Origin of the sequence: Saccharibacillus qingshengii, assembly GCF_013185195.1 — a bacterium.
GTDB classification, from domain to species: domain Bacteria; phylum Bacillota; class Bacilli; order Paenibacillales; family Paenibacillaceae; genus Saccharibacillus; species Saccharibacillus qingshengii.
Window position 1 is genome coordinate 151,194 of sequence record NZ_JAAZWC010000001.1, and the last position, 20,916, is coordinate 172,109.

The following is a 20,916-nucleotide window of genomic DNA, read 5'->3' on the forward strand; positions in this document are numbered from 1 at the left end:
CAAAAAGAAGCCTGGCATTTGTCAGGCTTCTTGCGGATTTCGTCCGGGTTAACAGAGCGGATCGCTCCGTCAAAGTTCCTTACTGCACCTCGTAGTCCCGCTCAAGCGGATTATGGATTCGGTAATCCGTCACTTGTCCGCTTTGCCATGTCATGTCCAGCGAGAAGCCGCCGCGAAGACGCAGGCCGGTCACCTGCCCGCTGCGCATACTTTTGGGAATGGCCGGCAGCAGGCGAATCTCATACCCGCAGATGACCGAGTGCCCGTCGGTCCGCGGACTGGCCTGCGCGATCGCTTCGAGCATGAGCGCCGGTACGCCGCCGCTGATGTCCGCATTGAACAGCGTCGGACCGTAATCGTGGGAAGACGCGAACGTGACGTAATAATTATTGAGCGCCATCGACTGGAGCATGGCTTCCACCATCTCGGCGTCGCGCAGGTGAGCCGCCGCCATGCCGGTCTGGACGAGACCGAACGACATGGTGCCCTGCTCGTTCTTTTTAAGTTCCCGCTTCAATCGGTATGCCTGCTCGCAGGCCGCGTACAAGATTGGATCACGCCGGATCTCTTCCGGAATATCGGCATACAGCATATACAAATGCGAAGCGTGACGGTGGTCGTACCGATCTTCATACAGAGGCGAAGCCCATTCCGTCAGCGCGCCGTCGGCGTTGATTCGGTAATCCGGCATTTTCGCGAGCATCTGGGTCCACTTGGAGAGTGAGTCGTCTTCGATTTCAAGCGTCCGGCAGTCGGTAATCAGATGGTGCAGCAGCTCTTTGGCGGCCGCGATATCCATCGTGGCGTTGAGCGCCGTCGAATTACTCCTGCCGAGCGGCGTATTTTCCGGCGAATACGAAGGACTGAACAGCCAGCGTCCGTCTACGTCCTCGATCAGGAAATCTTCGTAGAAAAGCGCGGCTTCCCGCATAAAAGGCAGAGCCCGATCGCGGAAAAAAGCGTCGTCTCCCGTATACAGCCAATAGTCGTAGTAGAAATGGGAGGCCCACGCCGCGCCGGCTGTCCAGAATGTCATCGGATATTCCGGGCTGAAATGGATATCGTAGCCGGTGCTGCTCGATCGGGTCGGAATATGAATGCCCCGGCAGCCGTACAGCGCCCGGCTGTTCTCGCGGTAATGGTCCAGCATGCTCTCCTGATAATCGAAATACGAGAGCAGGCTCTCGAAATCCCCGCTTGGCAGCAGTCCAGAAATCACGGTCGGCAGATTGCCGTCCTGCGTATAATCGCTGCACCACGGCACGTTATGACTGCCCGCCCAGACGCCCTGCAGATTCGGCGGCCATTCGCCGCAGCTCGACAGGGTCTCGTAACGTCCCGCATGGAACATTTTCTCCAGAAAAGCAGGCGGCGCTTCGGCCGAAGCGCGGGCTTCGCTCCACAGCGACTCGTCGCTTCCGCCCATATCGCTCCGGCTGGCGCCGATCCCCCTGCTTGCAGTTCCGGTCTCTGCCTCTTCCGGCGTCCGCAAATCGTGCGAATCGCTATCCAGGCGAAGATCGATCCGGGTGTACCGTTCTTTGTGGACTGATTCGTGCCGCAGCAGCAGTTCGTTGTACTCAGCAGGCAGCGCACGCAGCCTGGCGATTTCTTCCTGCGCGGAGAACGAGTGTATCTCTTCGACCGGGATCAGGGACAGCAGCACCCTGACCGGACCTGTCGAGTGGATCGACAGGGTTCCGTCTCCGGCCACTGCCTTGCCGTCGCCGGAAGTGATCGTGGCGAATTCGGCGTAACCGCTGCCGGTGCCGCCGAATTCGCAGATGCAAACCGCTGCATCCGCGTAAGCCTGCGGATGGGTAATGAACACGGGTTCCATGCCGAAACACTCCGTATAAAAGTCCCGCCCTTCCTGCGTAATCTGCGGCAGCCCAAGCGACAGCTCATAGTCGGCCGGCGTGTTTTCTGTATTCAGCCGAACCACGCATACGCTGTCTGGCCTCGATATGAAGACGCGGCGCTCGCAGCTCCGTCCTTCCAAGCGGAAACCGACGACCGCTTCGCCGTTTGCGTAATCCAGCGAACGCGCGTAGTCGTCCACGCCGCCGGATGCGGCAATATCCGGCATCCGGGTGCGGATCGTCAATTCGACCGCCGGGAAAAAAGGATCGGTCCACAGCAGGTCGTAAGCGCCGCCGTGCGACTGGCGGAACAGCTCGACGGGCAGGTCGGCCGCTTCGTCTTCCTGTCCTTCGGCAATCAGGCGCCGGATATCCGGCAGCCGGCCGCCCATTTCGATAGGCCGTTCATGCCGGTTCATCGGGACGAACAGCTGCTCATGGGACAAGATCAGCCGCTCGCGTTCCGGCTCGCCCATGACGATGACGCCAACCGTGCCGTTGCCGCACAGCATCCCGTCTTCCCAGCGCGAAGCCGGACGATGCAGGGTGTAACCGTTTCGATTCATGCGATTTCCCCCTCCTCTACCTCGTGTTCCTCTTTCAGCCGCCAACTTCAATCATCGCCTTGATGACTTTGGATGCCGGCTGCAGCCAATACTCGAACTGCCCCGCCGCTTCTTCCAGAGACGCCCGGTGCGTAATATATCGATCCGTGTCGATCATACCCGCGGCCATGGCGCCCAGTACGAAATCAAAGTCTTCCCGCGTAGCGTTGCGGCTGGCCGACAACGTGATCTCGCGGCTGTGGAAATGCGGATCATCGAAAGCGATCTCGCCTTTGACCAAACCTACGTATACAAGCGAGCCGCCGTGCGAAACAAAGCGGAATGCCTGCTTCATCGATTCCGCACTGCCTGTCGCGTCGATCACGATCGGAGCGAGTTCGCCGTTCGTCCATTCTTCCAGCCGGGCGAGCGAATCGTCCGACGCCGTCAGCGTCTTTTCCACGCCCGCCCAGGAGCGGCAGAAATCGAGCCTTTCTTCGTTGATATCCATTGCGATCACATTTGCTCCGGCATGCCGGGCCAAGATCATGACCCCGAGACCGATCGGCCCTGCACCGATCACAAGCACTGTATCGCCCGCCTTCACGCCGGCGCGCCGAATCCCGTGCGCGCCGATTGCAAGCGGCTCCAGTATCGCGGACTGGTCCAGCGTCAAGCCTTCCGTGCGGATCAGATGGCTCACCGGAATCGAGACAAGTTCCCGCATCCCACCGTCCAGATGGACGCCGAATACCTGCATCTGACGGCAGCAGTTGGTCTTTCCGCTGCGGCAGGCCCCGCATTGTCCGCAGTGCAGATACGGAATCAGACTTACCTGATCGCCGGCGCGCAGATCCGTTCCGTTCTCGCCGATCTTTTCGATCACTCCCGAAAGTTCATGTCCCAGAATACGCGGATACTCGAAAAAGGGCTGTCTTCCTCGGTACGCATGCAGATCCGTGCCGCAGATGCCGATCCGGCGAATACGGACGATCGCATGACCCGGCGCAAGGTCCGGTTCCGGCAGATCTTCGCGCCAGACCAAACTTCCGATCTTTTCGCAGACGATGCCCCGGATCATCGGCGGCCTTCTTCGTTTGCCGACGTTCCGGCAGCACCGTTGTATTCCGGGCGTCCGCTGGTCCAGGATTTATTGTGCACCGGCTTCAGAATATCCAGCACTTCAAGCAGCAGCTCTTCGTCCAGCGGTTCGTCGACCCAGGCCGCATTCTTGACGATATTGGCCGGTGTCGCCGTGCTGACTAGCGTAGTGGGAATCTCCGCATTGCGCGTCGAATACTGGATCGCCAGCTTGGCGATATCGCCGCCTCTTGCTGCGCAGTGCTCCGCCGCTCTGCGGCAGGCGGCTCTTAAGTCTTCGCCCGCCGGATGCCAATCGGCGATAGCCCGGGTACCGAGTAGTCCCATCGACAGCGGCGACGCATTGACGACCCCGACGCCCCGGTCTTCAAGCAGCGGCAGCAGCCCCAGCAGCGAATCGTCATTCAGCGAATAATGGCAGTATGACAAGATCGCGTCGACTTCAATCTGCGGAAGCATCTGCTCGAACAGCGCAAGCGGAAGCCCGCTGATGCCGGAGAAGCGGATCTTGCCCTGCTTTTTCAGCATATTCATGGCCGGTACCGCTTCTTCGACGATCACGTCCGCCGGAACGAATTCGATATCGTGCAGGAACAGGATATCCAAATAGTCCGTATGCAGCCGCTTCAGGCTTTCTTCGACGCTGCGCATGATCCGCTCCGCCGTAAAATCGAATTCCGACTCGCCGTAGCGCCCGGCTTTGGAAGAGAGCAGGAACTTGCCCCGCGGCAGTTCGCGGATCGCCTGTCCGAGCACCGTCTCGGCTTTGGTCAGGCCGTAGTAAGGCGACACGTCGATGTAATTGATCCCCGCGTCGATCGCGCTGTGCACGGTGCGGATACTTTCTTGGTCGTCCGTCTCGCGGAATACCGATCCGAGCGAAGACGCGCCGAAGCTTAACGCCGAGACTTCGAGTCCGGTCGAACCGAGTTTGCGTGTTTTCATAAGAAGGGTCCTCCCTGTTGTCGGATACCAGATAAACGGCCTTATTTCAGCTTATAAAAAGTTTTGGCGTTCCCGCCAAACAGCAGCGCCTTCTCCCGCTCACCCCATTCTTCCGGAAGAGCGCGAAGCAGAATGTCTGCGACCTGTCCATACGAGGCCGCCAGCAGGCAGACCGGCCAATCGCTGCCGAACAAGACGCGCTCCGGGCCGAAGACCCGCAGCGCATGGCGGATATAGGGAACGAAGTCGTCCATCTGCCCATGTTCGCGATCTCCTTCGGTGACGAGCCCCGATATTTTGGCGTACAGATTCGGAAACTGCGCCAGATCGCTCAACCGGCTTGCCCACGGTTCGAATGCCTGCCGACGGATATCGGGTTTGGCCAGATGGTCGATCACGCCGCGCAGATGCGGAACCTGCCGCAGCAGCTCCAGCACGGTCTTCATCTGATTCGCCGTCAGCAGCAGATCGACCGGCACCTCTTCGTCGGCGTAACTTCGCAGGGCTTCGACAAACGCCGGTTCCAGAATGCGGGAGACATCCGGCATGTCCTGGATCATCAGGCGGAATCCGGCGAATTTGGCGTGCCTGCTCAGTTCGTCGTAATGGGTACGGTGCTCGGGGTCCAGCAGATCCAGCCAGCCGACGACGCCAAGCGCGGACGGATCCTGATCCGCAAGTTCAAGCAGATAGCGCGATTCGTCGATCGTCGGCGCCGCCTGCACCAGAATGCTGCCGTCCAATCGTTCTTCCCGCAGCAGCGGTTCCAGATCGCCGGGCAGAAAGTCGCGGTACAGAATCGGCAGCTCCGGCGTAATCCATCCGTAGTCGCCGCGCGTTATTTTCCAATAATGCTGATGGGCGTCAATACGCATCAAGGCTCCCCCTTTCTAATGAAAGCGTTCTATAAACAGTGTATAGTAAGAAAATGAGCTAGAAAATATCCAATTCCTGCATCTTTATAACTTTTTTTGATTTTGTTGCCGAGGAGAACTGCCGATGCCGCCTATTCGCAAGCCTTTTGAAGGCGAACCGTTATTTCCTTTCGAATTGATCCATCTCACCACCAAAAAGCAAAACGACGAACTGCCCGATCATCTGCACGACCGCTACGAGTTGGTCTATATCCACCGGGGTCAGGGCGTGTTTTTTATCGATCAGGATTGGTATGAGAAAAAGCGCGGGGACTTGTTCCTCATTCCCGGCAATACGATTCACCGGTCCCTGCCCCGCGACGAAGATCCGATCGTATCGTCGGCGCTGTTTTTCGCTCCGTCGCTGCTTGCGGCACCTTCGCTTGGAGACGGGTACGATCCGCTGCTGGCATTCGAGTTTGCGCGGCAGCGCAGAACGTACCGGATCGAGCTGACCGAGCCGTTGATTTCTGTTGTCGAATCGGCACTGGAGCAGATCGGGAACGAACTGCGGGAGCGGCAGCCCGGTTTTCGGGAAGCGGTCAGAGGGATCACTTCCCGGCTGCTGCTTGCGATCAATCGTTTGATTTGGGCGGAAAAAGACTTCGATCTCGCCGCCGAAGCTTCCGTCGGCCCCGTCTGGATGAACGATGTGCTGCGCAGAATTGACGAATCTCCCGAAGCGCAGAACGGTCTGGCCGCGCTGGCGCAGCAGGCCAACGTATCGGCTCCGCATTTCTCTCGCGTATTCAAACGACTGACGACCATGAATCTGACCCAATACGTTAATGCCAAACGGATGATTCGCGCCAAAGAACTGCTGCGGGCCACGGAACTGACGGTCGAAGAAGTATCCCGAAGCTGCGGGTACGAGACCCCGGCGCATTTCTACCGGGTGTTCAAGACGCTGACGGGACTGACGCCAAAAAGCTACCGCAGACGCCGTTAAACGACAGAAACCGGCGGAGGATCAAAGTCTGCCCAGGCCTGTCCCAGCCCAATAATACCCTGCTCGATCTTTGCTTCGGTAAGCCCCGCAAAACCAAGCAGAATGCGTACCGGAGCCTGTTCCGCGGAAACGCGCTGAAACGCCGAGCCTCCGTACACGATCACGCCCCGGTGTTTGGCGGCGTCGATCGCGTTCTTTTCCGAGAGTCCGGCCAAGGCGCCGCCAAGCTCCAGCACCACATGCAGCCCCGCCGCCGAACCGACCACGCGTATCGAATCTCCCCATTCCCGGCCGATCGCTTCGCGCAGCGCCGTATATCTTTTTTTGTACAGCTGGCGCATTCGATTGAGGTGACGTTCCCATTCCCCGCCTGCCATGAACAAACCTAGCGTATGCTGTTCGAGCCTGGGCACAGTCTGTTTGAACTGTTCTTCGCGCTCCCGGTACGCACATAGCAGCTTCTCCGGCAGCACGATATATCCGATCCGCGCAGAAGGCATTAACGACTTCGAAAAAGTGCCCATATAAACGGTATTTCCATACGGATCCAGACTGTGCAGCGACGGAATCGGCCGGCCTTCATACCGGAATTCGCTGTCGTAGTCATCCTCGAGAATCGTGCCTCCGCGCTCGCGTGCCCATTGAACCAGATCGAGCCGCCGCGCCGCCGGCATAATCATGCCCAGCGGAAACTGGTGCGAAGGCGTGACATAGACGACGTTCGCGTCCGCCGCAGCCAGCCGGTCTACCCGGATGCCGTGCTCGTCGAGCGGAATCGAAGCGACAGCGCGGCCGTCCTCTTCCAGCACATGGCGCGCCCGCAGATAACCGGGGTCTTCCATCGCATACCGTCCGCCGCCTCCGATCAGTTTTCGCAGCAGATCCAGCAGAAAAGGCGTACCCGCTCCGATCACGATCTGCTCCGGCCGGCAGGAAACGCCTCTTGCTTGGTAGACATATTTGGCGATCTGTAGACGCAGATCCTTTTCGCCCTGAACTTCCCCATACAGCAGAAGGTGGGCATGGTCCGCAGACAGACTGCGCGCCGCCAAGGTTTTCCATGTTTTGAACGGGAAATGCTCGGTGTCGATGTCTCCATAACGAAAATCGCAGATCGGTTCTGTCGACAGGGCTTGCACCGGATGCGTATCGACGGGTGGAATGCTTCCTGGAGCAGAATCTTTGAGCTGGGGTGGGGCTCCGCGAAGCGGCAGGTCGTCCGGAAGTTCGGCGATAAACAAGCCTTTTCTCTCTTCGCTGTGTACATAGCCTTCCGCCAGCAGCTGCTGGTAAGCGGCATCGACCGTATTGCGGCTGACTCCCAAATGCCGGGCCAGGTTTCGTTGGGAAGGCAGTCGTCCACCCGGCACAAGGCGATGCCCCCGAATCTCTTCACGCACATAGGTATACAGCTGCGCATACATCGGCTCTTCCCGGTCGGGATTCAGCAGCGGCGTTAATTCGATCATCGTGTTCTGGCCCCTTTCTTTTCGATGAATCTGGCTCTGTTGGTCAGACCAGTTTGTTCTTTATAATAAACGGCATCTTTTCTCAAAAGTAAAGGAGCGTGCCTACATGTTTACCGGATTATCCGCTTTTCCCCTGACGCCGCTGATTCGCGATACGATAGACGAGAAAGCTTTGGCCGCCCTGATCGACCGCCTCGCGGCGGCCCGGGTGGACTTGATCGGCGTGCTCGGCTCGACCGGCAGCTATATGTATCTGGACCGGGAAGAACGCCGCCGCACCGTCGAACTTGCGGTACGCCAGGCCCAGGGAGTTCCCGTGATGGCCGGGATCGGCGCTCTGCGCACACGGGATGTGCTGCGGTTGGCCGAAGATGCCCAATATGCCGGCGTATCCGCCGTGCTGCTGGCGCCGGTGTCGTACCAGCCGCTGACGGACGAGGAAGTGTACGCGCTGTACAAACAGGTGTCGCGTACGCTGTCCGTCCCGCTCTGCGTGTATGACAATCCGCGGACAACGCGCTTTGTATTCGGCGATGAGCTGCACAGCCGGATCGCGGCGCTGCCGCAGGTCGCTTCGATCAAGATTCCCGGCGTTCCGGACGAAGCGGAGCAGGCCCGGCTTCGGGTGGAATCGCTGCGCACGATTCTGCCAGGCGGCATGACGATCGGCGTCAGCGGCGATCGGATGGGCGCAGCCGGTCTGCTCGCGGGCTGCGACGTCTGGTATTCCGTCTTGGGCGGTTTGTTTCCGAACACTTGTCTGGATATCGTACGCAGCGCTCAGGCAGGCGATGCCGAAGAAGCGCAGCGATTAAGCGCAGAATTGGAGCCGATCTGGTCGCTGTTTGACCGCCACGGCAGCGTGCGCGCAGCTGCGGCGATCGCGATCCGGCAGGGCTGGATGGATGCTTCGGGGCTGCCTCTGCCGCTCAAGCCGGCCGCGCTGCCTGAGATCCGCCACATTGCGCCGCTGCTGGATCGACTGGGTTAGATGACGAATATACAGGGAATGAAGGAATCCACGGGCGCTGAAGCGAAAAGATGAAATAAAGCCTTCCTCGCAAGAGAACGGTAATTTCCGGATTTCTCCCGACACAAGGGTGGAATCCGCAGGGAGGTTAGAGTCAACGTGTGGTTTCTGTATGCGCTCGGAGCGGCGGCCTGCTTCGGCGTAAGAGGGATTTTGTATCAATGGACGTCGCAGCGGCCGGCGGACCGGAATTTGCTGTTCGTCGGCGTATACGTATCCGGGGCACTGATCTCGCTGCTGCTGAATCTGCAGGCGCAGCAGCCGTGGAACGGCGGTGTGCAGTTCGGCGTGCTGATGGGTCTGTTCTCGTTTGCCGCCAATGCGTCGCTGTATCGGGGATATGAAGTGGGACGGGCGTCCGTAGTCGCGTTTTTCTCCGCGCTGACGCCCGTGATCGTGGTGTTGGCCGCGTATCTGCTGTGGGGAGAATCCCTTGGCTTCATGCAGGCTGTCGGATTCGGCATCGTCGTACTGGCGTTGGTCGTTGTCCGCTATGGACAGGATCTGCGCGGCGGCCAGCTGCGCGGTTGGCAGTGGGGCACGCTTGCCATGCTGCTGTACAGTTTCACGGATCTCAGTTCCAAACAGTCGGTTCTGTCCGGCGCTTCCATGCTTCCGGTGCTGACCGCCATGTTCGGGTCGGGCACGCTGCTGTTTCTGGGCATGTATGCGCTGGACCGTACGCGAACCCGCCAGAGAGCCTTGTCTGCGAAGCCCACCGATCCGGCACGCCTCGAGACTTCGGCAGCGCCGGAGCATGGGCCCGGACCGAACGGCTCCGCCGCCCCTTCTCCTGTCTGGAGTGCGCCGCGTACGCTGCTCTGGGGGATGACGGTCGGGTTGACGAACATCGCCGGGATGGTGCTGATGCTGAACGCGCTGCAGGTTGGCATTACGGGGATCGTATCCGCGATCATCGCTCTTAACATCGTGATCGTACTGCTGTATGCGCGCTTCTACCTCCAGGAAAAGATGAGCCGCCGCGAAGCGTTCGGGATTCTGCTGGCTTTGGCGGGTATTCTGGTGCTGCGTCTGGCTTCCTGATGGTTTGGATTCCAATCGGCTCTCAAGCGGGCTCATTGCGGTAAATAAGGGGAAGGGGCTTCGTTAGATTGCGGAAAAGGCTGAATATCCGCCAATAGCGATAAGAGGGTTCATTAAAAAGCGTCATGTAAGAAGCGTATAAGAAGCGTAAAGTATACAGCAGTGAAAACATGAAGAACCCCGATGCTCGACTTCGAGCATCGGGGTTCTTCGTTTGTATTTGGGCTCTTCTCTTCGTCTAGGCAGCCGGTTTGAACGCCAGCCGGCCTGGAACAGAAATATCCATCGATAGTGGGCATACGGCTGAGACCTGCTGGAAGAGACCGGTCTGCCGCTTGTTCGTGTGCGGATGCGGATGAGGTCAGCTCCCGAACAATACGTCGATCGCCAAGATCAGTGCCGCCGCCAGTACGGCTGCGGCGGCTGCGGCAGCATCTTCGCCGCCGGGCGCAAGCGGCCGATAGACGGTTCGGCCGCGGCCGTCTCCATAAGCGCGTGCGTCGATCGCCATCGTCAGGTTGTCCGCGCGCCGCACGGTCGTGACCAGCAGCGGAACAAGGACGGGGACGAACGCGAACAGGCGGCGAATCGGATTCATGGCAGTGGGGTCGAAACCTCTGGCCCGCCTGGCGAGCTGAATCCGCTCGACTTCTTCCAGTACGGTCGGAATAAAGCGAATCGCAATCACGATCATGAGCGAGAACTGCTCGACCGGTACGCGAAGTTTGGACAGCGGCTTGAGCAGCCGCTCCAATCCTTGCGCCAGAATCAGCGGCCGGGTTGTTCCGGTCAACACGGAAGCGAGCAGAATCAGCAGCAGGATCCGCACGAAGATCCGCAGCCCTTCCTGGATGCCTTCCCGGGTAATCCGGATCACGCCGTACGAGGCGAGCACGTCGTCTCCGCGTCCTAACAGAACATGATACAGCAGCGTGACCAGCAGCACGGGCAGAATCGGCAGCAGACCGCGCAGATACCGGCTAAGCGGTACAAGAGAGAGCAGCATGACGCTCAGCACGAGCAGAGCGGCTGCTCCGTAACTGCCCCAACTGCGGATATTCAGCAGTACGATCATCATGATCAGCATGCCCAGCAGTTTGGTACGGGGATCGAGCCGATGCAGCATCGAATCGGCTTCGACAAATTGACCGATCAGCAGCCTATTTGCCACAGCTTCTTCCCCCTTTTCGTTCCTGCCAGGCTTCCTGTACAACCCGCATGATCTCGTCTTCGCGGCAGCTCGCCGGCTGAAGGTCGACATCGGACAGCTCGCGGATCAGCTGCAGCAGTTGGACGGATTCCGGCAGGGCAAGGCCCGCCTGTTCCAGCAGTTCGCTCCGACGGAGAAACAGTTCGTTCGTTTCCAGATCGCCGAGCAGCCGGCCTTCGCGAAGCAGCAGTACCCGGTCCGAATACTCCGCCACGTCTTCCATCCGGTGCGAAATGAACAGGACGCTTCGCTGCTCGCTCCGCTGCCAAGCGTGCAGCAGATCCAGCAGCTCGCGGCGGCTCAGCGGATCAAGCGCGGCCGTCGGCTCGTCGAGAATGAGCAGCTTCGGCTCGGCGATCAGCACGGAAGCGATCGCGATCCGCCGCTTCTGTCCGCCGCTGAGCAGAAGCGGCGACTGCGCAAGCAGTTCTTCGCCGAGGCCAAGCCGCGGCAGGATCCGCGAGATCGCGGCTTGGATCTCGCGGGGCGAATCGCCCCGCATACGCAGCGCAAAGCCCAATTCGCGCTCCACCGTCGTCTCGAAGATCTGATGTTCCGGATATTGAAAAACGAATCCGATATCCGGCTGCACCCGCGCCCGGCCTTTGCGGTCTTTGGCGGCGAGTACGCCGTCGATCCGGTATTCGCCGGCGTACTCGGGGATCAGCCCTTTGCAGATCCGGGCGAGCGTCGATTTCCCTGCGCCGGTCGGACCGATCAGCGAGGTCCACTTTCCCTGCTGCAAGGTGCAGTGGACCTCCCGCAGGATCGATTGGCCGCCCAGCGTCACTTCAATGCCCTGCAGTTCGTAAAAGGACGGACTGCCGCTGCCGGCTGCGGATTTGCTTTTTTCTGGCTGCGAATGTCCCGTTGTATTCAATTCTTCCATTGGGCCGCTGCACGCTCCTTCCAATCGTCCGACAGCGAACCGGTCAGGCCAAGCGCTTCGTGAACGCGCACGGCGAACGGTTTTTCCAGCGCATAAGATTCCAGGTCGGTCGAAGCGAAGAAATCGCCCGGCGTACCGTCGAATGCGACCGCTCCCTGGTCCAGCAGCAGCACCCGGCCCGAGGCCGGGACTTCGTCCATATGATGCGTGATCTGCACGACCGCGAGGCCCTGCCGATGAAGTTCCTGCATCAGCCGGCGCACATCGGCTCTGCCGTGCGGATCGAGCATCGACGTCGCTTCGTCGAACAGAATCAACCGGGGGCGCATCGCCAGTACCGTGGCGATCGCCGCGCGCTGTTTCTGACCGCCCGATAGTTCGTGCGGCGCCGAATCGGCGTAACGCTCCATTCGTACCGCCCGAAGCGCCTGGGTTATCCGATCCGTGATCTCTGCGGCGGGAACGCGAATATTTTCCAGTCCGAACACGATCTCGTCACGGACGCCGGTCGTAATAAACTGGTCGTCGGGATTCTGGAAGATCAAGCCGACCGCCTGGCGTACCGATTGAAGACGATGCGGATCGGAAGTCGGTTCGCCGTCGATCCGGACCGCTCCTGCGCGGGGGAGCAGCAGACCGTTCATGAGTTTGGCCAGCGTCGATTTGCCGCTTCCGTTCCCTCCGACGATCGAGACGAATTCGCCTGCTTGGATCGAGAAGTTTACGCCGCGCAGAACCTCCTGTCCTTTTCGATAATGAAAATAAACCTGTTCGAATTCCAGCATCTCAGGCGCCGTGCACTTTCTCTTCGATCGGGCTGACCGCACGGGCCTGAACGGCAACGATAGCGGCCAAGACCGCTTTGATCAGATCGCCCGGCAGGAACACGGCGGAAGCGGCAAGTGCCGGCCAGATCGGGGTATGCGTAATCAGAGCCATGACCGGCGCGCCGATCAGATTGATCAGGATCACGCCGAATACGACGTTGATCGCAATCAGTTTCCAGGTTTTCAGGCGGGGCCATACCTTCTCCGATGCCCATCCGATAAAGAAAGCCGCGATCGGCCAACTGAAGATATAACCGGCCGTCGGTCCGACAAGCGGAGCCACTCCGCCGGAGCCTCCGGCAAGAATCGGCAGCCCGATCGCGACCAGCACGATAAACAAGATAAGACTGAGCGCGCCCGTCTTTTTGCCCAAAAAACCGCCTGCCAGCATCACGCCAAGCGTCTGCAGGGTGATCGGGACCGGGATGAATCCGAGCGGAATCGCCGGGATCATGCCCAGCACCGCGATCAGTGCGGCGAACAGAGCCGCGTATACCATTTCTTTTGTTTTCAATACCATCGACCTCCAACCTATAGACTGCGGAGTCCGGCAACAGCAGCTGCTTCCGGCCCTTTAGCAGTATAACTTGCCGAAATTTTATTGTAAACCATTAATATAATTAAGGGTTAACAATAGATTCGCGGCAGGTTAACGCCTATCCCAAAAAGCGTCCCTTCCTCTGCCGGGTATCCGCTCGAAGCGGACAATTGGCAGGCGAAGGGACGCCCGGTTTCACTGCTGTCTGCTTAAATGTTCCGCTGTGGCGCCGTGCCCGGCTGCAATCAGATCCGCCGGCGTGCCGCTGAACCCCACTTGCCCGCCGTTCACGCCGCCTTCCGGACCCAGATCGACGATCCAGTCCGCGGCCGCCACCATCTGCATATTGTGCTCGACGACCACGACGGTACTGCCGGTATCCACCATTCGGTTCAGCAGTGCGAGGAAATGGTCCACGTCCGCCGAATGCAGCCCCGTTGTCGGTTCATCCATCAGATACAAGATGCGTTTGGCTTTTGAACCAAGCAGCTCGGCAGCAAGTTTCAACCGCTGCGCTTCGCCGCCGGAGAGCGTCGTCAGCGTCTGTCCCAATTCCAGATAACCCAGGCCCACATCGTTCAGCAGATTCAGAATACGGCTGAGTTTCGGAAGGTCGGAGAAATCGCTCGCCGCTTCTTCGATCGACAGCCGGAGCGTTTCGTGAATCGAACGGCCCCGGTAGGTTACGGCCAGTACTTCGTCGCTGAACTGCCTGCCTCCGCAGACCGGACAGATTTCTTCGATATTTTCAAAAAAGAGCATGCTGCTGGTTATCGTCCCAAGCCCTTCGCAGTTTTCGCAGCGGCCGCCCGGGGTGTTGAACGAGAAGCTTTTGGCCGAAAGACCGCGGGAGGCGGCTGCGCCCAGACCGCCGTACAGCTTGCGGATCTCCCCATAGGCTTCGGAGTAGGTGGCTACGTTGGAACGCTTCATTCTGGCAATCGCCGACTGCTTGATGGTAACGACACGTTCGAAAGCTTCCAGACCCGTTACCTGTCCGAAGCGCCGATCGGAACGGTTCTCGGGATCGGCCGCCGCAGCCAGCACGCCGAAGATCAGCGAAGACTTGCCCGATCCGGATACCCCGGTGACCGCGATCAAGCAGCCGGTCGGAAAGCTTGCGCTGACGTTCTGCAGGTTGTGCAGCGAAGCATGCTCGATCCCGATCGATAACCCGTCTCCCGGACGGGGGATACGCGGAGGTTGTTTGTCTCGCCCCAGATAGCGGCCCGTCACGGACGACTCGCTGTGCATCAACTCTTCAAGCGTACCTTGTCCGACGACCTCGCCGCCGTGCCTGCCGGAACCCGGGCCCATATCGATCACATGATCGGCCGCCTGCATGACATCGGTATCGTGCTCGATGACGAGCACGCTGTTGCCCAGATCCCGAAGCCGCTGCAATACCGCGATCACGCCCTGTGTGTCGCGCGGATGCAGCCCGATCGTGGGTTCGTCGAGCAGATACATCATTCCGGTCAGATCGGAATCGAGCGCCGCCGCAAGCTTGATCCGCTGGCTTTCTCCGCCGGATAACGTAATCATCTGCCGGTCGATCGACAGATAGCCGAGTCCGATCCGCTCCAATCTTCGGATCTTTGTCTCCAGATCTTCGAGATAGATCCCGACCGAATCTCCTCCGGCCGCTTCCGCCGTCTCGGGCTTCCGGGCTTGCGTGCCGAAAGCGCTCAACCACTGCCCCAGCTCTTCCAGCGACAAGGCACTGAGTTCGGGCAGTCTGCGGTTTTCGACCGTGACGCTGCGGCTGATCGGATTCAGCCGTTCTCCGGCGCATGCAGGGCAGCTGACCGAATCGAAATAACGGTTCAACGCTTTGGCATCGCCTTCTTTCTCCGACATCCGTCTCCACAGCGTCGTCAGCACGCCTTCGAAGCGTCCGGCGGACACCGTTTTCGGAAGCGGAATCTGCGGGAAAAGACGTTTGACTTCTTCCGACTCGGCGCCATGGTACAGCAGGGCTTTCTGCGCTTCGGTATAGCGGCCAACCGGCGTGTCCCCGGAAACCGGAACGCCGTAATGCTTCATGGCTTTGCGGAGCAGATCGACTTGGTAGTCTTTGTATGCCGAGTTCCAATAATCGACGGCACCTTCTTCCAGGGACAGCGACTCGTCAACGCAGCGCTCCGGCACCAGACTAAGCAGGCTGCCGAGTCCCTGACAGTCCGGGCAGGCGCCTTCTCTCGTATTGGTCGAGAAATGGCTTCGGGTCAGCTTGTCCATCCTTTTGCCGCAGCGACTGCAGTCCATATAGACCCTGAACTCTCCGTCTGTCTTGACTGTCGTTTCTTTGCAGTCTGCGGCCGAGATCCGTTCACCGCAGTGCGGACAATCCCGCTCGCCGAGCTTTTCGTAGACCATGCGCAGATCCGTATAGATATGGGTCTTCGTCCCGACCGTCGATCGGGGATTGCGGTTCGATTCGCTCTGGGTGATTTGAATAGCGGACGAGAGGTAACGGATGCTATCGACTTTGGGTTTGCGAATCCCTTGATACCCGACCGCTTCCAGATACTGCCGCTGACTTTCCTGGAAGATCGTTTCGACCAGCGTCGATTTGCCCGAGCCCGACAAACCCGTGAAGACGACCAGCTTTTCCCGCGGAATATCCAGATCAACCGATTTCAGATAGGCTTCCCGGGCTCCCCGGACTTGAATGGTACCGTTGTTGCGGCCTGTGTTCATAGGCGTGCCCCTCTCCTGTTCTTCTCGAACGTTGCTGATTCGATCATATAACATTCATGCAATCTTTCGGCTGAATCCAGCAAAACCCTTGTCTAGCGGCGTCTTTTCCGGTTAAATGTTGTCGTAGCACTTGAAGGTTCAAGTTGAAGGTTATCGGCTGCCGATACCGTGACAGGAGGCGAAATCATGCAGGACGGGAATCTTCCCCAGACAGACTGGACACCCAAACAAGCCGCCGGATCGTTGGGCGTAAGCACGACGACGCTGCGCAGTTACGAACGTCAAGGTTTGATCCCCGATGTGCCGAGAGTCGGTGCGGGGCGCCTACTCTATACGTCGACGCATATGCAGGCTTTTCGTTCGCTTCGCCGTCTGCTTGAGGCCTATCCGATTCCGACCGCTTACTCCGTCATGAAACAGATCCGCGACCATCGAATCGAAGAAGCACTGTGGACACTCAATGCCGAGCAGGCCCGGATTCATACGGAGAAAAGCCGGATTACGGAGATCATGCGGCTGATCGAACAAACGGATTTCTCGAAATATAACGGACGGAAAATCACGGATTCGATGAACGTCGGAGAAGTGTCCCGGATCGCGGGCGTCAATCCGTCCGCGGTACGCCACTGGGAAAAAGAAGGGCTGATCCGCCCGCGGCGCAATCCGCACAACGGATACCGCGAGTTTACCCCGCGTGAGCTGCGGCGGATTATCGTCATCAGCAGCCTGCGTCAGACCGTCTATTTTATCGAGACGATCCGGCAGCTGCTCGACGATCTGGACACCCGGAATCTGCCCGCCGTAGAAAAATCGTTCCGGATCGCGCTGGATAAGCTGAATGTCCGGCTTGAACGGCAGTATGCGGCTATCGCCGAACTGATGCGCTATATCGGGATGCTGGGCGAATCTCCCGGAACAAGCTGAAGAGCCTTCATTTTCATGAAGGCTCTTCACACATTTTTGCGAGATCCCCTGCTATCCCTTGACGCCGAACTCCTTACCGGAGTACGGTCGTTTGCAGGAAGTTCTGCGTCTCCGGTGCCTGCGGATTCGTGAAAAACTGTTCCGCGGGCGCTTTTTCGATAATGCTGCCGCCGTGCAGAAACACGATCGTGTCGGCGACTTCGCGGGCGAAATTCATCTCGTGCGTGACGACGACCATCGTCATGCCTTCTTCCGCCAATTCCCGCATCGTTCGCAGCACTTCTTCGACCAGCTCGGGATCGAGCGCGGAAGTCGCTTCGTCGAACAGCATAATATCGGGCTTCATCGCCAGCGCCCGTGCGATCGCGACACGCTGTTTCTGTCCCCCGGACAGTTTGCCGGGATAGACGTCGGCTTTTTCCGCCAACCCCACCTTATCCAGCAGCGCTTTCGCTTCGCGAACCGCCTGCTCTTTGGGCACTTTTTTGACCCGGACCGGCGCTTCGATTACATTCTCCAATACCGTCATATGCGGAAACAGATTGAAATGCTGGAACACCATGCCCACTTTCTCGCGGATCTTGTTGAGGTCGTCGGTTTTGGGATCGATCTGCCGTCCTTCGATATGGATCTTCCCGCCGCTGCTTTCTTCCAGAAAATTCAGGCAGCGCAGCAGCGTACTTTTGCCCGAGCCGCTTGCGCCGATCAGACAGACGACTTCGCTCTCCTCTACGGTCAGGTCGATGCCTCTGAGCACCTGCAGCTCGCCGAACGATTTGACCAGGCCTTCCAGGCGAATCATTTCTTTCATCGTGGTCTCCCTCCCTTTTTTGCGTTTGAACAGGCTATCCGGCCGGGGTCAGCGTTCACTGACGGCCATCCGGCGTTCGACCGCCCGAACGAGCAGCGTTAGTACACCCACCAGAATGAGGTAGTAGACGGCGACGATCAGCAGATAGGTCATTTCGTCAAAGTTGTTCGAACCAAGCGTCGTCGCGACGTTAAACAGTTCGTTCATCGAAATGAAAGCCGCGAGCGACGAATCTTTGAGCCCGATAATGAACTGGTTGCCGAGCGGTGGCAGAGCCCGGCGGAACGCTTGGGGCAAAATGATGCGGCGCATGGCGAGCGACCGATTCATGCCGAGCGACGTGGCGCCTTCCATCTGGCCTTTGTCGATCGACTGGATCGAACCGCGGAAGATTTCCGCGATATAGGCTCCGTTATGCAGCGCAAGCGCAAGCGAAGCGGCCCAGAAGTCCGGGATAAGGAACAGGCCGCTCAGTCCAAAGTACAAGATAAAGATCTGCACGATCAGCGGCGTTCCGCGAACGAGATAAATGTACACGTCGGAGATCCAGGCCACGCTTTTCCAGCCCGATAATTTGAGCAGCGCAAAAAGCAGACCTACCACGATCCCGAGTAAAATCGAGACGACGGCGAGCTCCAGCGTCAGCAGCATTGCGCGCGTCAGCATGCCGCCGCTGTCGGCAAACGTTTCGAAAAAGTGAGCAATTCCGGTCATTCGGACACATCCTTTCTTTTCCTTCCGCAGGTTATTCCGGCTTGGTTGTAATATCCTCGCCGAAGTATTTCTCGCTGATTCTCTTCATCGTACCGTCCTGCCGCAGCTTGTCCAGCGCTTCGTTGATCCGCTTGAGCAGCACCGGATTGTCCGTCGGAACGACAATCGCCTGCTCGCTTCGCTCGATCAGCTGGCGTTCTTCCACATCGATCCCTTCCTGAATCGACGTTCGGCCGGTTACGAAATCCGTAATGACGGCATCGTGCCGCCCGTCGGCCAGCGCCTGCAGAGCGGTAATGTCGCTGTCGTACGTCTTGACGTTGCCCGTATACCGTTTGGCAATGTCCAGGTAGCTTGTTCCTTTGGCGACCGCGATTTCCTTGCCCTGCAGATCGTCCGTTGTCTGGATCGGGCTGTCGGGACGGGTGAAGATCTGAGGTCCCGAATAATAATACGGCGTAGAAAACAGGACATGCTTAGCGCGCAGCTCATTGATCGTCAAACTGGCGACCGCGGCGTCCGCCCGTCCGTTTTTGACCCCTTCGACAAGCCCCACCATCTTCATCCGCTTGGCTACCGGCTTGACGCCAAGTTCCTGAGCGATCGCATTGCCCACTTCGATATCGAAGCCGGACATGGTCAGATCGTCGTTCAGGTAGCTAAACGGACGAAACTCGCCGGAGGCCGTAAATACGAATTCATCGTCGTGAAGCAGGCCTGTGCCTCCTTCGGCTCGCTCGCTCTGTGCGCATCCCGTCATCGTGCAGGCGATAAGCGCCGCCGAGATCCAGAGGCCGCCCATTTTTTTAATCCGCTTGAGCATAGCCTTCTCTCCTTCCTGCATTTGATCAAAATGTACTTACCCAACTTTCTCTCAACCTTCACAGGAACTGTAAGTCTTTCTGCGGTATGCAGCAGGTTCAAGTTTTGAGCGGATCGGGTAATTAAGGGAGAGAACAAGAAGTCCACAAGGAGGCATTCGATATGGCTAACGAGGGCAGACCGGAAGATACCGAAGTGATGACAAGAGAAGAACGGGAAGCGGCCGGGCGACGTGCCAATGCGGGATTCGCCCGGGTTGAGCGCACCGAAACCGAAGACGGCGGCACCGGAGAGATTCCGACCGGACCGGTGATCAAGAAGCTGTCCGAAGCCGAAATCCGCCGCAGAGTCGGAGACGGCAATTTCGATTCGGCCAAAGACGACGGGCAAACGCCTTCGATCAACAGCTGACCCGGACAGGCTGACGCCGCCCAGTCGCCGAACTTTTCAGCAGACATCCCAAAATACCAAACAGCCCCTTTCCCGAGGATACGGAAAAGGGGCTGTTTGATTGGAAAGCGGGCGTCTGCGGCCGGATTTGATTGAACGGATAGCCGGATGCCGGAAACGCTCGATCAGCCGCCGATATAGGACATGTTGATTTTTTTGCGATTCTTGGCCGTCTGCTCTGTGCGTTCATCGGAATAGCGGTCGGAACGGCTCTCCCATACGCCGATAATCTGCTCCAACAGCTCTTCGTCGCTTGCTCCGCCGCGAAGGGGCGCGCGCAGATCGAAGCCGTTTGACGCGAACAGACAGGTATAGAAGATTCCGTTGGAAGACAGGCGGGCTCTCGTGCAGGACGAGCAGAACGATTCGGACACGGATGTGATGAAGCCTACTTCGGCATTTGTGCCTGCGTACCGGTAGCGCGAAGCGACTTCCCCGAAATAATCCGGTTCTACCGGCTCCAGCTCATGAACGGCGCTCAAGCGCTCGAAGATTTCTTTTTTGGTCACGACGCGCTTGAAGCTCCAGCCGTTGTCATTGCCGACATCCATAAACTCGATAAAACGCAGCGTGATGCCCCGTTCTTTGAAGTAAGCGGCCATAGGCAGGATTTCGGCATCGTTGACGTCTTTTTGCACGACCATATTGACTTTCACTTCGAATCCCACCTGCCGGGCCTGTTCGATCTGACGCAGAATCTGGGCCGAATCGATACCGCGTCCGTTCAGTCGGCCGAACAGCTCGGGGTCGAGCGCGTCCAGGCTGACATTGAGCCGTCGCAGTCCCGCGTCATGCAGCGGCTGCGCATGGGCGCCGAGCAGCAGGCCGTTGGTGGTCAAGCCGACGTCTTCCACGCCTTCTACCTTCAGGATACGAGAGACCAGGTCGGGCATCCCCCGCCGCAGCAGCGGTTCTCCTCCCGTCAGGCGGATCTTCTTGACTCCGATCGAAGCGAACAGCCGGGTCAGGCGTTCGATTTCTTCGAAGGTTAACAGCTCGTTTTTGGGCATAAAAGCGAAATCGTCGCCGAAAATTTCTTTGGGCATACAGTAGGTGCACCGGAAATTGCAGCGGTCGGTGACCGAAATGCGCAGATCGCGGATCGGCCGGCGAAGCCGGTCCGTTGGCGTATACAGGTTCATGGCTTCTCCTCTCTCCTCTCCTCCGTC

The 20,916-nt window shown here is 58.7% G+C and carries 19 protein-coding genes; 5 read left to right on the plus strand and 14 right to left on the minus strand.

Features of this window, described 5'->3' with window-relative positions; genetic code table 11:
• Positions 1–79: 79 nt before the first annotated feature.
• From HRQ60_RS00660 to HRQ60_RS00675, 4 genes are read right to left on the minus strand one after another with little or no spacing between them, the layout of a single operon-like run.
• Positions 80–2,428 (minus strand): glycosyl hydrolase family 95 catalytic domain-containing protein, encoded by a 2,349-nt coding sequence (locus HRQ60_RS00660; protein ID WP_172193708.1) that lies wholly within the window; start codon positions 2,426–2,428, stop codon positions 80–82.
• A gap of 34 nt (positions 2,429–2,462) precedes the next feature.
• A complete protein-coding gene (locus tag HRQ60_RS00665) occupies positions 2,463–3,488 on the minus strand; it encodes a zinc-binding alcohol dehydrogenase family protein (protein ID WP_172193709.1) in 1,026 nt (341 codons plus the stop codon).
• The gene (locus HRQ60_RS00670) at positions 3,485–4,453 is read right to left on the minus strand and encodes an aldo/keto reductase (RefSeq protein WP_172193710.1); all 969 of its coding nucleotides are present in this window, start codon (positions 4,451–4,453) and stop codon (positions 3,485–3,487) included. Before HRQ60_RS00670 ends, HRQ60_RS00665 begins: the two co-directional genes overlap by 4 nt.
• 41 nt (positions 4,454–4,494) lie before the next feature.
• Positions 4,495–5,328: an amidohydrolase family protein gene (locus HRQ60_RS00675; protein ID WP_172193711.1), complete on the minus strand. Its 834-nt coding sequence runs from the start codon at positions 5,326–5,328 to the stop codon at positions 4,495–4,497.
• 124 nt (positions 5,329–5,452) lie between these two features.
• Here HRQ60_RS00675 and HRQ60_RS00680 point away from each other — a divergent pair, with 124 nt between their 5' ends.
• A complete protein-coding gene (locus HRQ60_RS00680) occupies positions 5,453–6,316 on the plus strand; it encodes a helix-turn-helix domain-containing protein (RefSeq protein WP_172193712.1) in 864 nt (287 codons plus the stop codon).
• Here HRQ60_RS00680 and pdxR read toward each other — a convergent pair.
• On the minus strand, positions 6,313–7,785 hold the full coding sequence (pdxR, locus tag HRQ60_RS00685) for a MocR-like pyridoxine biosynthesis transcription factor PdxR (RefSeq protein WP_172193713.1): 1,473 nt from the start codon (positions 7,783–7,785) through the stop codon (positions 6,313–6,315). The genes HRQ60_RS00680 and pdxR overlap by 4 nt on opposite strands.
• Before the next feature lie 106 nt (positions 7,786–7,891).
• Between pdxR and HRQ60_RS00690 the strand changes: the two genes are divergently transcribed.
• The gene (locus HRQ60_RS00690; RefSeq protein WP_172193714.1) at positions 7,892–8,776 is read left to right on the plus strand and encodes a dihydrodipicolinate synthase family protein; all 885 of its coding nucleotides are present in this window, start codon (positions 7,892–7,894) and stop codon (positions 8,774–8,776) included.
• Positions 8,777–8,914: 138 nt separating this feature from the next.
• The gene (locus tag HRQ60_RS00695; protein ID WP_172193715.1) at positions 8,915–9,859 is read left to right on the plus strand and encodes an EamA family transporter; all 945 of its coding nucleotides are present in this window, start codon (positions 8,915–8,917) and stop codon (positions 9,857–9,859) included.
• A gap of 361 nt (positions 9,860–10,220) precedes the next feature.
• On the opposite strand, the gene HRQ60_RS00700 is transcribed toward HRQ60_RS00695, so the two are convergent.
• The 5 genes from HRQ60_RS00700 to HRQ60_RS00720 all read right to left on the minus strand — a co-directional run bounded on the left by HRQ60_RS00700 (position 10,221) and on the right by HRQ60_RS00720 (position 16,026).
• Entirely contained in the window at positions 10,221–11,030 is an 810-nt protein-coding gene (locus tag HRQ60_RS00700) for an energy-coupling factor transporter transmembrane protein EcfT (RefSeq protein WP_172193716.1), read from the minus strand.
• Positions 11,020–11,958 carry an ATP-binding cassette domain-containing protein gene (locus tag HRQ60_RS00705; protein ID WP_172193717.1) on the minus strand — a complete coding sequence of 313 codons (939 nt, stop codon included), beginning with the start codon at positions 11,956–11,958 and terminating at the stop codon, positions 11,020–11,022. Before HRQ60_RS00705 ends, HRQ60_RS00700 begins: the two co-directional genes overlap by 11 nt.
• Positions 11,946–12,743, minus strand: a complete 798-nt coding sequence (locus HRQ60_RS00710) for an ATP-binding cassette domain-containing protein (protein ID WP_172193718.1) — start codon at positions 12,741–12,743, stop codon at positions 11,946–11,948. Before HRQ60_RS00710 ends, HRQ60_RS00705 begins: the two co-directional genes overlap by 13 nt.
• A 1-nt stretch (position 12,744) precedes the next feature.
• Positions 12,745–13,299: a biotin transporter BioY gene (locus HRQ60_RS00715; RefSeq protein ID WP_172193719.1), complete on the minus strand. Its 555-nt coding sequence runs from the start codon at positions 13,297–13,299 to the stop codon at positions 12,745–12,747.
• 219 nt (positions 13,300–13,518) lie between these two features.
• A complete protein-coding gene (locus HRQ60_RS00720; RefSeq protein WP_172193720.1) occupies positions 13,519–16,026 on the minus strand; it encodes an ATP-binding cassette domain-containing protein in 2,508 nt (835 codons plus the stop codon).
• 186 nt (positions 16,027–16,212) lie between these two features.
• Here HRQ60_RS00720 and HRQ60_RS00725 point away from each other — a divergent pair, with 186 nt between their 5' ends.
• Positions 16,213–16,950 carry a MerR family transcriptional regulator gene (locus HRQ60_RS00725; RefSeq protein WP_172193721.1) on the plus strand — a complete coding sequence of 246 codons (738 nt, stop codon included), beginning with the start codon at positions 16,213–16,215 and terminating at the stop codon, positions 16,948–16,950.
• 73 nt (positions 16,951–17,023) lie between these two features.
• Here HRQ60_RS00725 and HRQ60_RS00730 read toward each other — a convergent pair whose 3' ends face one another.
• From HRQ60_RS00730 to HRQ60_RS00740, 3 genes are read right to left on the minus strand one after another with little or no spacing between them, the layout of a single operon-like run.
• Entirely contained in the window at positions 17,024–17,761 is a 738-nt protein-coding gene (locus HRQ60_RS00730) for an amino acid ABC transporter ATP-binding protein (RefSeq protein WP_281358005.1), read from the minus strand.
• Between the two features lie 48 nt (positions 17,762–17,809).
• Positions 17,810–18,475 (minus strand): amino acid ABC transporter permease, encoded by a 666-nt coding sequence (locus tag HRQ60_RS00735; RefSeq protein ID WP_172193722.1) that lies wholly within the window; start codon positions 18,473–18,475, stop codon positions 17,810–17,812.
• Between the two features lie 31 nt (positions 18,476–18,506).
• Positions 18,507–19,298: a transporter substrate-binding domain-containing protein gene (locus tag HRQ60_RS00740; protein ID WP_172193723.1), complete on the minus strand. Its 792-nt coding sequence runs from the start codon at positions 19,296–19,298 to the stop codon at positions 18,507–18,509.
• A 161-nt stretch (positions 19,299–19,459) separates the two neighbouring features.
• On the opposite strand from HRQ60_RS00740, the gene HRQ60_RS00745 reads away from it, so the two are divergent.
• The gene (locus HRQ60_RS00745; RefSeq protein WP_172193724.1) at positions 19,460–19,708 is read left to right on the plus strand and encodes a hypothetical protein; all 249 of its coding nucleotides are present in this window, start codon (positions 19,460–19,462) and stop codon (positions 19,706–19,708) included.
• Between the two features lie 164 nt (positions 19,709–19,872).
• Here HRQ60_RS00745 and moaA read toward each other — a convergent pair whose 3' ends face one another.
• Entirely contained in the window at positions 19,873–20,889 is a 1,017-nt protein-coding gene (moaA, locus tag HRQ60_RS00750; RefSeq protein WP_172193725.1) for a GTP 3',8-cyclase MoaA, read from the minus strand.
• Positions 20,890–20,916 lie beyond the last annotated feature (27 nt).